The sequence below is a fragment of the Agrobacterium bohemicum genome (genome assembly GCF_002896715.1).
Lineage (GTDB): Bacteria > Pseudomonadota > Alphaproteobacteria > Rhizobiales > Rhizobiaceae > Agrobacterium > Agrobacterium bohemicum.
In genome coordinates this window covers 1-12269 of sequence record NZ_PGEL01000015.1, presented here as the reverse complement: position 1 = coordinate 12269, position 12269 = coordinate 1, and the positions used below count along the sequence as shown (strand labels likewise).

The 12269-nt window shown below is 55.6% G+C and carries 12 protein-coding genes and 2 pseudogenes; 7 read left to right on the top strand and 7 right to left on the bottom strand.

What is annotated here, in order from left to right:
- Positions 1-108 precede the first annotated feature (108 nt).
- Positions 109-741, top strand: a complete 633-nt coding sequence (locus CUC55_RS01195; RefSeq protein WP_103086798.1) for a hypothetical protein — start codon at positions 109-111, stop codon at positions 739-741.
- 164 nt (positions 742-905) lie between these two features.
- Here CUC55_RS01195 and CUC55_RS23485 read toward each other — a convergent pair whose 3' ends face one another.
- Together CUC55_RS23485 and CUC55_RS01190 are read right to left on the bottom strand one after the other, a co-directional pair.
- A complete protein-coding gene (locus CUC55_RS23485) occupies positions 906-1046 on the bottom strand; it encodes an SDR family oxidoreductase (RefSeq protein WP_425352700.1) in 141 nt (46 codons plus the stop codon).
- Positions 1030-1695 carry an SDR family NAD(P)-dependent oxidoreductase gene (locus CUC55_RS01190; RefSeq protein WP_425352699.1) on the bottom strand — a complete coding sequence of 222 codons (666 nt, stop codon included), beginning with the start codon at positions 1693-1695 and terminating at the stop codon, positions 1030-1032. Before CUC55_RS01190 ends, CUC55_RS23485 begins: the two co-directional genes overlap by 17 nt.
- Before the next feature lie 442 nt (positions 1696-2137).
- On the opposite strand from CUC55_RS01190, the gene CUC55_RS23480 reads away from it, so the two are divergent.
- Complete coding sequence (locus CUC55_RS23480; RefSeq protein ID WP_103086739.1) at positions 2138-2458, top strand: GCG_CRPN prefix-to-repeats domain-containing protein; 321 nt, start codon at positions 2138-2140, stop codon at positions 2456-2458.
- Between the two features lie 125 nt (positions 2459-2583).
- Entirely contained in the window at positions 2584-2880 is a 297-nt protein-coding gene (locus CUC55_RS01180) for a PRC-barrel domain-containing protein (RefSeq protein ID WP_067653617.1), read from the top strand.
- A gap of 139 nt (positions 2881-3019) precedes the next feature.
- Here CUC55_RS01180 and CUC55_RS01175 read toward each other — a convergent pair whose 3' ends face one another.
- Positions 3020-4138, bottom strand: coding sequence for an aldo/keto reductase (locus CUC55_RS01175; RefSeq protein WP_067653619.1), 1119 nt, complete (start codon positions 4136-4138; stop codon positions 3020-3022).
- A gap of 98 nt (positions 4139-4236) precedes the next feature.
- Here CUC55_RS01175 and CUC55_RS01170 point away from each other — a divergent pair, with 98 nt between their 5' ends.
- On the top strand, positions 4237-5127 hold the full coding sequence (locus tag CUC55_RS01170) for a LysR family transcriptional regulator (RefSeq protein WP_067653621.1): 891 nt from the start codon (positions 4237-4239) through the stop codon (positions 5125-5127).
- A 605-nt stretch (positions 5128-5732) separates the two neighbouring features.
- Here the strand turns inward: CUC55_RS01170 and CUC55_RS01160 are convergent.
- Positions 5733-6596, bottom strand: a complete 864-nt coding sequence (locus CUC55_RS01160; protein ID WP_103086737.1) for a TIGR02587 family membrane protein — start codon at positions 6594-6596, stop codon at positions 5733-5735.
- Positions 6597-7042: 446 nt separating this feature from the next.
- Between CUC55_RS01160 and CUC55_RS01155 the strand changes: the two genes are divergently transcribed.
- Positions 7043-8506, top strand: a complete 1464-nt coding sequence (locus tag CUC55_RS01155; protein WP_103086736.1) for a sensor histidine kinase — start codon at positions 7043-7045, stop codon at positions 8504-8506.
- A gap of 53 nt (positions 8507-8559) precedes the next feature.
- On the opposite strand, the gene CUC55_RS01150 is transcribed toward CUC55_RS01155, so the two are convergent.
- The 3 genes from CUC55_RS01150 to CUC55_RS01140 all read right to left on the bottom strand — a co-directional run bounded on the left by CUC55_RS01150 (position 8560) and on the right by CUC55_RS01140 (position 11550).
- On the bottom strand, positions 8560-8922 hold the full coding sequence (locus CUC55_RS01150) for a response regulator (protein ID WP_067653629.1): 363 nt from the start codon (positions 8920-8922) through the stop codon (positions 8560-8562).
- Between the two features lie 145 nt (positions 8923-9067).
- Positions 9068-10111: a sensor histidine kinase gene (locus CUC55_RS01145; protein ID WP_103086735.1), complete on the bottom strand. Its 1044-nt coding sequence runs from the start codon at positions 10109-10111 to the stop codon at positions 9068-9070.
- Complete coding sequence (locus tag CUC55_RS01140; RefSeq protein WP_103086734.1) at positions 10108-11550, bottom strand: DUF7125 family protein; 1443 nt, start codon at positions 11548-11550, stop codon at positions 10108-10110. The genes CUC55_RS01145 and CUC55_RS01140 overlap by 4 nt, the downstream gene beginning before the upstream one ends.
- A 295-nt stretch (positions 11551-11845) precedes the next feature.
- Here CUC55_RS01140 and CUC55_RS23475 point away from each other — a divergent pair.
- Together CUC55_RS23475 and CUC55_RS23470 are read left to right on the top strand one after the other, a co-directional pair.
- Positions 11846-12006, top strand: a pseudogene (locus tag CUC55_RS23475) (transposase); the annotation flags it as partial.
- Positions 12005-12174, top strand: a pseudogene (locus CUC55_RS23470) (transposase); the annotation flags it as partial. The pseudogenes CUC55_RS23475 and CUC55_RS23470, both read left to right, overlap by 2 nt.
- Positions 12175-12269 lie beyond the last annotated feature (95 nt).

Here is a 12269-nt window from a genome sequence, read left to right as displayed (position 1 = left end):
CTACCGTAAAACTCATCCTGAGCATCTTGATGGAAATACTACAGCTCGGCGTGGGGAGCCTTAAATATGCTCGTTGACTTGAAAGCGGTGACACACCATCTGTTTGCCATGCCGAAGCGTGAAAAAANTCACATCGAACTGATCAGGACTTGGAGCTTGCCAGCCGCTGTAACGATGGGGTCGGCGGTTCGCGCGAAGGGCGTTCTGCAAGAAATACAGGCAAGGCTGCCTGCCATCTCGAAAAANTCGATTTCCCTTCAGGGCGTGGATCTCACACTTGCGATGGCCGCGAGTGAAAAGACTGCCTTCAATGTTGCGGCGGCCGTCGCTAAGAAAGTGATGACGGAAGCCGAAGCACTTCCCGTCATTCCGCGAGAAATCGAGGACATCCTGACCATCAAGACCAGCGAGCGACATCGTTGGCTTGCCGACGGTCGTCTGCCAAGCGCGGGCACGCGAACCGTCAGACTGAATGGACGCGCTCGCCAGATCACGTTCCATGTCTTCGACCCCAAGATGGTGGAAGAGCTTCTCGACAAGGGAGCCGTGGAAGAATGGCGGGTGGAGGATGCCGAAGCGAAAGCTGAAAAGAGGCAGCGGGCTGCGTATCAGGCGAAGCTGACGCGGTCTCTCAAGAAAGAGGCTGCGAAGCAATCCAAGAAGGCAAAAGATAGCTCTAGGGATACGGTCCCGAAGCTTGGCGGCTGGGAAGAGTTCGACGTCGACGGACTGCTTCGTTAATTCTGTTTCGTAAGCAGGCTCGCGCACAAGTCAGTCCGCGTGGACCTTGAACATCCTGCGCTCCCAGCACCAGCATGACAGCGCGAAACCCTTTGAACTCACTGACAAATTCCTCGCCGTACCAGACAGACGAGGGATACAACCGCAGAGCACGGCACCAATTTTCAACTCCCGGGCGCTGCGGCTGATCCGGCCAAAATTCCGCCGTCTATGGTCAGTTCCGCACCGGTCATGTAGGTCGCCTCGTCTGAACCAAGCAAGACGGCCAGTGCAGCCACCTCTTCTGGCTTACCAAAGCGTTGCATAGGCGTATCCTTGACCATAGCTGCTTCGCGGTCTGCGCGATCCGGTCCCCAGCATGGGTTCCCACATCGGCGTCATGACAGCGGCAGGATGGATGGAGTTGCAACGAATGTTTAGACCCTGACTGGCGCAGTAAAGGGCGACACTCTTGGTATGGTTCCGAATGGCGGCCTTCGATGAGGCATAGGCTGCAGCCAGGGGAATGCCAACAAGCCCCGAGCGCGAGGATATGTTGATGATAGAGCCCGAACCCTTTGCTCGCATGGCGCGGATGGCATAGCGGCAGCCGAGGAAGGTGCCGTCGAGATTAACGGCATGAACGGCGCGCCAGTCTGCGAGTTCTGCATTCTCCGGATCGTGGGCAGGCGGATTGCCTTCAAAAGGTCCCTCGAAACCGGTTATCCCTGCATTGTTGACGACCACATCAACGGTGAGAAATTGACGGGCGACTTCCGTCCATTCGGCTTCTGACGAGACATCAAGACGAAAGAATGTCCCTCCGATTGCGCCCGCAGTCGCCCGGCCCTTTTCCTCGTCTATGTCGGTGACGATGACGTGCGCCCCTTCATCGGCATAGGCTTGCGAAATGGCCGCGCCGATACCGCGCGCAGCCCCGGTCACGAGTGCGGTCTTGCCGTTCAGTCTGGGCATGATTGGTCCTTCAGGTGGTAATGACAAATGAAGCACCACGTCTAGTTTAGCCGTGGCCTCAGTAAGGAAAGTCCGGATTACCGGATACTGCTGTCCATGGTCATATACTCCCTATCAGCAGGTTCTGACTAACTCATCCTCACCAGGTCGGTCAAGAACCCGGAAATATGACCTGACATCCGCTTACTCAAANTGATCCAAACTACCAGGATCGGAGGGACGACAAGCCCTTCCAACACGCGATCAACAGCTGTCCCGAAGTCCTTGTGGGCCGTACGCTGCCTTGCTCGCGACACTGTATAGAGACGGAAGTTCCACCGCTATAGAGGAGCGTGCGAAACTCTTTCTTACCGTTCAATGCCACGAAAACGTCAACATTCATTCAGGCATGGTTCACGAGTTGAACTGCTAAATCACGTCATCGCCAACGGAGTGATGTGAGATGCGCAAGATAGTTATGGGCGCGGGAATAATTCTAAGCAGTGTGTTTGCAAACGTGGCCAACGCAATGCCGTCAGTTCAACCATCTGTCCCGTCGGTATCAGTCGTGCAAANGGTAGACTACGCTTGTGGACGCGGATTCCACCTTTCCCCTCGTGGCTATTGCCGGCCAAATCGACCGCCGCCTGAATATCGAGATCGGTGGGAAGCCAGAAGAGAATGGAGTGATAGACGCGATCGTCGCGAATGGAGAGAACGCCGCGATTTTTATGACCAACGCACGTGGCGGGGGCGACATGAGTATCGTGACTACCGATGGTAATCGTTGGATTCTCTTGTGACTCGCAGCCGAGCCATTTGCTTAACGAGTTAGTCAAAGCTTGGCTTTATTTGGGAACCTGTGGTGCTCGATCCCGTTAGGTAATCATTCAACAAGGAGGAAAACCAATGGATCATACAAACCACGTTCGCCTATCGACGACAGAGTTGACCCCAGAAATCCTGGAAGGTGCCACTGTCTACGGCGCGGATGACCATAAGGTTGGCAAGGTCGATCATGTCCATGGCGCGGGCGCAGGCAGTCAAGTCATTATCGACGTCGGCGGCTTTCTCGGAATTGGTGCCAAGCCTGTTGCAGTCGCTCTCAGCGACCTTGATTTTATGCGTGACGAAGACGGCGATATCCATGCTGTGACGTCATGGACCAAAGACCAGTTGAAAGATATGCCAGAACATCATCACTGATGCGCTCAGGGCCCGGTAGCAAGATCGGGCCCTGAACCTGCCGCTTTTCCCGCAGTCTAACTATATTCTCATTCCGGCTCCATACACCGGAAGGTCACACATTGAAGATTCGTTCACCAAGGCCCAATAGTGTCAGGACTTAGGGCCCCCGGTTCGAGTTCATTTGCCAGCCAAGGACCTTCTGTCCACCGAACACCATTTCAGTTGGCATTTGGAAGATAAAATAAGGGTTGAGGACAGGTAGCGCGGTGGCTTCCACCAGCCGCTGCAGATGGTCTTCCTCCAGCACCACATTCAGCGAGGCGATGTTCTGGGTGAGTTGGTCTACCCTGCTTGCGCCGATCAACACGGAGGACACGCCAGGGCGTTTCGCCAGCCAGGCCAGGGCGACCTCCGCAGGCGAACGGCCGACTTGCGATGCTACAGCCTTAAGAGCATCTACAATATCAAAGTTGCGATCCGTGAACAGCATACCGCCAAACGGGTTGTCACCGTTGAGGCGCCCATCGCTTTCGCCTTCGGTCACAGTTCCGGTCTTGTCTGGTAGAGCGGTTGCACGGTTGGCGTCGCTGACCTTGTCACGACCGTATTTNCCCGTGAGCAGGCCAGCCGCAAGCGGGCTCCATGGTACCATGCCCAAACCGAATTCGGCGCCAGCCGGAATGAGATCCAACTCCACTCCGCGGTCGATTAGTGAATAGGCGTATTGCAATCCGATTGGCTTGGGCAGGCCATGCGCTTCGGCCAGCGTCGCGACTTTTGCCACATACCATGCAGGCGTGTTGGAAAANCCGTAATGCAGGATTTTACCGGAGCGAACCGCATCGGTCAGTGTTTGCAGAACCTCCTCTGCTGGTGTGGTACGGTCCCACACATGCATCCAGTACATATCTATGTAATCGGTTTTCAACCGCTTTAGCGAGCCTTCTATGCCCATACGGATGTTCTTGGCACCGTTACCGCCCCATAAAGGTGTTCCCTGCCCGCGCGGAAAACCGGATTTGGTCGCAATCACTAACCGATCACGCGTGCTACTGTCGGACACAAACTCTCCGAGCATTTCCTCGCTACGGCCCGCGGAATAGACATCTGCAGTATCGATGAAATTGCCGCCTGCTTCGACATAGGCGTCGAAAAGCGCGCGCGAGGTTTTGTCACCGGCTCCCCAGCGCTCTGCCCCGAATGTCATGGTGCCCAGCGCCAACGGGCTGACGATCAGGCCGGATTTGCCGAGCGTGCGGTAACTGGTGAGATTCATAGGTATTCTCCATCTTTGTCATGCAACATGATGTAACGACAGGCGCCCACGAGGATAAGCCATTGATAGCGACATGAACTTGTGAGCACAGTGCATCAATGGAACGAAATGAACTCAATGATCTGCTTGCCTTTGCTGCAGTGGCACGCGAGCGCAGCTTCACCCGTGCTGCTGCCATTCTCGGCATGTCACCCTCTGCGCTGAGCCATGCGATGCGCGGACTGGAGGAACGGTTGGGCGTGCGGCTTCTGTCGCGCACGACGCGCAGCGTCGCGCCAACAGAACCGGGCGTGCGGTTGCTAGAATCGCTCAATCCGGCGCTCGCCGATATCGAAAGCGGGCTGGAAGCCTTGGCGGAGTGGCGTGACAACCCTTCCGGCACGGTCAGTATCACCACGTTCGCCTATGCGGCGCGCATGGTGCTTTTACCGAAACTGCCAGCCTTCCTGCTGGCTAATCCGGATGTCAGGGTTGAGGTCAATATCGATGATGGCCTGACGGATATCGTCGCAGCAGGCTTCGATGCCGGTATTCGACTAGGAGAAGCCGTCGCCAAGGACATGGTCGCGGTCAAGGTCGGGCCGGATTTGAGGACGGTGGTGGTCGGCACGCCGTCCTATTTCGACCGCTACCCTCCCCCGCTGACTCCATATGACCTCGAACGGCACGCCTGTATCGGCTACCGGCTGACGACATCCGGTGGATTGTTGCCTTGGGAATTCGAGAAAGACGGCAAAGAGATCAATATCCGCACCAGCGGCCCCTTGATCGCCAATGATGGCGATCTGCCAGCCGCTGCGGTTCGTGCCGGCGCGGGACTAGGCTACATCATGGAGCATGATGTGGCTGACGAGATCGCGGCAGGAACCCTTGTTCAGGTCCTGAAGGACTGGTGTCCAAGCTATCCGGGGTTTTATCTGTATCACCCCGGTCGCAGGCAATCGCCACCAGCCCTTAGGGCGCTGATCGCGGCCCTCAAACTGGCATGACCATGCACCTCATTCGTTCGGTCGAGCCTGATTTGTGGCCGGCCCTTCATTTGCAGGTTCTTGAATGGCCGTATCCTCTACTGGATATGGATCGCGCTCGTCAGTAGTTTGCAGCTCGGCAACCTCTTCTATGACCGCACGCATCGCTGTCAAAAGATGCGCGCGGATCAGCGCCTATGTCAAGCTGCACTCAAGGCTCGTTGAAGGCTGACACATTGAGAATGATCCTGCCGGTGGGATCATTCTTGAAANTCAGGCCGCCTCGGGCTTTCGATTTTCCCGGAACATAATCCAGTATCGTGCTGGCCTTTTCAACGATATCGGAGCCATCGAGGATTTCGCCGTGGACTGTCACCTGCGAGGCCGTTGCGCTTGCACCATTCGACACCTCGAACAAGACCTGAAACTTGTTGCTGCGCTGTTCAGTGGTAACGACTGTTGCGCCAAGGTCGGGCGTTGTGTCCTGATCTCTAAANGCATCTTTNGCGATCCAGCCGACCACTGCCAGCACAATCACTGCGGATACCAGTCCGGTAAGCCACTCGAGCCAGTGAGGATTTTGCGCCTCGAGATTTTTGTCGCCAATCGTTTTGGTCATGAAACCCTCAGAGGATAAGTCGAGCGGCGGACGCTCCGATAGCACCGGGGAAACTCAGGATAACGATCGCCATAAGCACCTGCGTGGAGCCCAGATCGTCAATCCGATGGAATGTCCAGAGACAGTATGCGCTGATAGATCCTGCTATCACATAGCCAGGCAATGTGAAGCGCACGAATGCGTGCCAGCTGGGCGTTCCCTCCACGAGATCGTGACTTCCATGAAATGACAGCGCGTAAACGAATCCATGCATGAGGATCAGCGACGCCGCGATAATGGCAAGGCCGTGCCAAGGCGTCATCTTAAATGACAGTAATATCATCTCCTCGGTGGGTGCCACGTTCAGATTTAAAAACAGCGCACCAACCGCCATCAAAAAANGCTCGCCTGCATAACTCGTCTCACGATTTTGAACCGGATCATCGTCATCCTCAGTGTCTTCATCGTCGTCGGACTGGCCGCCCAGTTGGCTCCGGCCTAACATCGCACCAATGCTCGCCGGAACTGCCAGCAGAGCAATCATACCCACGATCTCATGCGACGTTTGACCAGCCTGCAAGACGCCTATGGACAAGAGGATCAAGGTGCTTGCGACCATCCCCAATGCATAGGCAATGACGGCGTCTCGGGCAGATTGCCGCCAACCCGAGGTCTGCTCAAACCCCATGCGGCGAGACAAAACGATTAACAAAGGCACATTCAGCAGCAGCAGAAGCAAAAGCCGGGTACGGTCCATATAGAAGCCGAGCTCCCACATTTCCATCGTCATAAACATAGGCAGGGCGAACAATAAAGCGCCTGCAACTCCGCGCGCTATTCCAGCGAGGAATTTCCTTGTATCGAAGCCACTCGCGCTGTTTTCCGAACCCATTTTTNCCTCCACAGAATGACCACTCTGGTAGTGCGCAACGGCATCAGTGTGGCGGCCCTTGAAGTAAGATTATGCTCGCAAGTGTAAGGCCGTGGTCACCGACAAGTTCCCGTCTTTGGCAAATCGCAGCCCGTTACGTGGGGTAAACGCAATTCTACCTGCGCGGGCGTTTGTCGCGTTGGGGACACAGGTCGATAAGAGCTCCCCCAAGCACCGCGACCAAGAGGTCTCAATGTCTGTCAATGCACAGGCTATCCGAGTTCCAGTCGTCATGCCTGACAAGAACTCCATTCGAGGGCGTACCGGTCTTAACATCGTAGTCGACGTCCACTAACCTCCTGTTTTGCATGAACAAATACATTCGATCGATGTGGTTTCTCGTGCAAGTTTTGCGTTGACTTAAAGAGCGGAAGCCTCCAAATGTGTTGAAAGAGCGAGGGGGTTCAATGGCAAATCATAATCCTGTCATCTCCGATCAGGTGTCGTTGGCTAACATGATCCGCAACCACGACTGGGCAACCACCAGTCTGGGGCCGATGTCGTCATGGCCGTCCCAGCTGAAATGCGCGGTTGATCTCGCAATCCCATCCGGAGCGCAGATCGTATTGTTTNGCGGCGATGACTTCACCGCCATTTATAATGATGCGTATGCTCCGACGATCGGTGCCAAGCATCCCAACGCCCTAGGGCGACCAGCGAAGGAAAACTGGGCCGAACTTTGGGACGATCTTGAGCCGCTCCTGCTTAAGGTGCGGGACGCCGGCGAGACCGTTGTCGCAAAGGACAGGCCTTTCTATATCGAACGACGCGGTGTCCCCGAAACGGTGTACTTCGACATCTCCTATTCACCCGTTTCCGATGACCATGGCCAGGTGCTGGCCGTCCTGTGTATCGTCAATGAAACGACAGAGCGCGTCGGCTACGAGGCGACGCTCGAACGCCTGGCGGCTATCGTCTCTTCTTCCGAAGCCGCAATCCTCGGCACCGACCTCGATATGATGGTCACAGATTGGAATACTGGAGCCGAGAAGCTCTATGGCTTCTCGTCCGAGGAAATTGTAGGTCGGTCAATCACGCTTCTTGTGCCAGATGACCGTGTCGAGGAGGAGGCGCGTATTATCGCTCGCATAAAGGCAGGCGAACGGGTGGAGACTCATGAAACCGTCAGACGGCACAGAAGCGGACGGCTCCTAGACGTTTCCCTGACTGTCTCGCCAATCTATGACGCAGACGGGAGGATTGTCGGCGCGTCGAAAATTGCCCGCGACATCACAGCGCGAAAAGAAGCAGAGCGCGTTCAGGAGCTTCTGATTGGTGAACTAAATCATCGCGTCAAGAACGTCCTTGCGACCGTCGCCGCCATAGCCCGACAGACTTTTACCGGCGCACAGGACATTGAAACAGCAAGGACAGCATTCGACGCGCGCTTGCAAAGCCTGGCCAGAGCGCATGACCTGCTCACGCGCGGAAGCTGGGAGGCCGCCAGCCTTCGTACCGCGGTGTCCGAGGCTTTATCTCCTTATCCACCGGAGCAGTTCGACGTCAGTGGACCAGAAGTGAACATCTCGCCGAAGGCCGTGGTGGGGCTCGCACTTATCCTGCATGAGCTTTCCACGAATGCTGCAAANTATGGGGCCTTGGGAGTGTCTTCCGGAAGGGTGACCGTGTCATGGGACGTCTCATCTTCCGATGCCCAACTGTCTATTTCCTGGAAAGAAACGGGAGGACCGCAAGTTACGCCGCCATCCCGAAAGGGTTTTGGATCCCGATTGATCGAAGCCCTGTCGTCTGGCCAACTCGGAGGCTACGTAGAACTCAACTACGACGTTTGCGGCGTCCATTGCATCATTAGCGCGCCGCTCGACAGCGGTTGGAGCGACAACGACCATGTTCAATCACGGCTTTCATGACTGAACACAAATGGCGGTCCGACGAGATCACCTAAGTCGGTTACGCAGTTACGTTAGATCATTTCGCGTATCGCATGGATAACGTTTGACGGATCATAAGGCTTGCTGAAAAATCGCCCGACGACTGGAAGCATATCGTCACTCATCTGAAGATGACCGGACGTGACAATAATCTTCACTGGTGGCCATCGGTCTCGAACTGCAGCTGCGAGCTTTAGACCATCCATACTGCCGGGCATATCAATATCGGTGAACATCAAACGAACTTCGGGATGCGCATTGAGAAGAACGATCGCTTCGTCTGCGTTCGACGCTTCAAGCACATCGAAACCATCGTCCTCCAGCGACTCTACGATATCCATTCGGACAAGAACCTCGTCCTCAACGACGAGAACCGTTACGCCGCTGTCGCCCATCCCCAAAGCTCCATCGTGGTTCACTAAAAAANTTCATATACGGACACAACCTTGGTAACGCTGCTTGGGCGATATTGATCCGTGGGTTTCATACGGTTTTGCGGCAACATCAATAAAGGTCGCCGTTTCGCCGCATCAGTCACTTTCAATGACCAATTTGAAGCCGTGCCAAAGGACCCGCAGCGTAGCATCGAAGCCCATCCCGATCAAAGGTGATGGCGGGCGTCGCACCCAATAACGACGCTAGGGCCGAGCGAACATACTTCGTGCCATAACCCTGCCGGGTCGGTTCAACAACTTCGGGTCCGCCTGTCTCGACCCAGTTCATCGTAAAGACCGGCGCTGCTTCCTCCGAAATGGACCAGATAACCTCCACACGACCTTCCTTTTGAGACAACGCACCGTACTTGATGGCATTCGTCGTCAACTCGTGAAGGCAAAGTGCGATGGTTGTGGCAGAGGTTCGGTTTATGAACACCTCCGGACCTTCGGCTTTGATCCGGCTCACTTCGTCGTCATTGTAGGGGGCGACGGTTAGGGCGATCACAGACGGCAAAGAAACTTCCTCTCCGCCTGCCTCGAATACTGCGGTATGGACGTTGGACAGGGCGTGAAGGCGGCCTGTGAAGTCTGCAGCAAGTTCTTGAACCGTGGATGCGCTGCGCCGTGTCATCTGAAAAATCGAGGTCACGCTCGCAAGAATATTTTTGATACGATGGTTGAGCTCAAGCCGCAATTCGACTTCGCGCTCAATGGCATCACGCACTTGCTTTTGGCGCAACCGAACGAGAAGATTGGTCTGAACGCTGTTCACCAGCTCCAATCGTGCAATCGGGCGTGTGTGGAACAGGAGACGGGCACCTAGCCAGGACCGTTCGAGCTGATTGCGAATTTGAGTAACCTGTGCTGCCTTCTCGAGCAGGATAAGGATCGGAACTTCAGACCAGTCCGGCTGGGATGCGAGATGATCGCCAATGGTTGCGACCGCGGGCGGGTTCAAGGCTTCGTGGGTGATGATGATGACGCCGGGCGATAGCGACAAATTATGGGTTAGATCCTCGCCAACCTGGTTTNGCCTGACAGCCACGTTCTGCTCCCGCAAAGACGCCGCGATGTAGTCGGCGTCCTTGCGAAAGGGGGCAAGAACGAGCACCCAGTCCAACTCACTCTCGCTCAGGGCTTCGTTCATTTCGGATCAGGAAGGGGGTTGTAGGAAACGACGCTGACGCTGCCGCTTTCGATCAGCAGTTCCTGGATGTTGAGGTCATGCGGCCCGTGACGTTTTTTGACAACCGTGATGTTGCGGCGCAGACGGCCTTCGTGCTCCATGATCCGCAGCAAGAGGACGGTGTCGCCGAGAAAGCTGACGTCGACATCGATGCCGACATTTTGACCGATCAGGCCATGTTGGGCAACGATCAGCATCGTCAGCACGCCGGAACGGGCAAGGAACTTCAGCAGCGACTGAATATCGCGGACAGCCTTTTCCCGGTGCGGCAGCGAGTTGAGATAGCCGGTCAGGCTATCAATCACGACAACGCGGGCCTTGTTTTGGGTAACGGCATCCTGGACGATCTGTCCGAATTCGCCCGGGGAAATTTCGTTCGGGTTGAAGTCACGCAGAATGAGCTTGCCATCCTTGTGGAACTGCCGAAGCTGCATGCCCAGACCTTCAGAGCGGCGGAAAAAGGTTTCCAACCGCTCCTCGAACAGGAACAGCGCGACACTTTCGCCTCGTTCAAGCGCTGCGGTCGCATACAGCGACGACATGGTCGATTTACCGGTACCCGATTGCCCGATAACCAGTGTAGTGGTTCCCGCTTCCTGGCCGCCACCAAACATATCGTCAAGCGCTGCGACACCCGACTTTATCAGTTGTGGCTTGGTATTTTCCGACGCAGTGTTGGGCATGATACGAGGAAAGACAACGACGCCCTCGCCTTCCCGGATCGCCATGTCGTGATAGCCGTCGGCGACAGGAACACCGCGCATCTTGGAAATCTCGACACGCCGTCGCACGCCGCCGTATTCTTCCAGCGCCTTGTCGAGACGGATGACCCCATGGGCCAGTCCTTCTACTTCTTCCCCGCTACGATCATAGCCGGGCGTCTGGGTATCGAGAAGAAGGGCGACAACGTTGCGCTTTGCCAGAAAGGATTTGAAACCGATCAGTTCCCGACGAAACCTTGGGGAGTCACCGGTGATCAGGCGGATTTCCAAGAGTGAATCGTAAACCAGGCGGCGCGGCTTGTATTCTTCAATCGCCGCTTCAATCGCCTTTCGCGTCTCGTCAAGCCGCAGGTCCGTGGTCAGGAATATGCTCTGGTCATCGGCTTCTCCGACCGAGCCAGAGGTGGACAGTTCCTCGACGCGGATGCCATCCAGTGTCCAGCCGTGAGAAAAAGCAATTGCTTCAAGCTCTGCCGCCGTCTGCGAAAGCGTGACATAGATGCAGTTCTCTCCTGATTCCACTCCGGCGCGCAGGAATTGCAAGGCTGCGGTCGTCTTGCCGGACCCGGGCGCACCNTGCAGCATATAGAGATTGGAAGCCGGGAGGCCGCCACGCAAGATTTCGTTCAGTCCCGTGATGCCCGTGCTGACAACCGCTGGCACTTTTCGTTTCGGCATATCTCATCTTCCAAAANCAGTTAGCGCGTTTTTTKACGGAACGCGCGCATCATCGTCGTTGAAAGATGCCTTCCTGTTATATTTGGGTTTCCCAAAACATCAATGACGGCTACGGGGAGAAACATACTGAGGTTGCCCGCTTTGCGCGAACCTGAACGCAACCGGAATTCCCATCTCGCGACCCGTCCGGACCTCGGAGCGCTGTGGCAGGACGCTTAATTAGGCTCAGGACCTAGTAAATAACTTGCGGGGCTTGCTCTGTTTNGATGCATTGGGGTCAAACGGAGACAGTGCGATGAATGATTTGATGCTTTTGTCGGAGGCGCAAATGCGCCGTATAGAGCCGTATTTCCCATTGTCCCATGGCGTGCCGCGCGTTGATGATCGGCTCGTTTTGAGCGGCATAATCTGCGTCATGGGTTACGGTGGCGCGATGCGCCGCGCGAGTACGGACCGCAAGGTGCCAATCTCACATGATTCGGCGCTCTACAAAAAGCGCCACAAGATCGAAAACATGTTTGGCAGGCTCAAGGACTGGAGGCGAATTCACACTCGATACGATCGATGCGCCCACACCTTTTTCTCAAGCATAGCATCGCAGCAGCCGTCATCTTCTGGCTTTGATTTAACGAGTCCTGAGCCTAGGTGTTTGGTCCCAGCATGTCATGGCTTGGGNTTTGAGTGAAGATTNCAGGTTTTTTCTCACTCAGTTGCCGTAT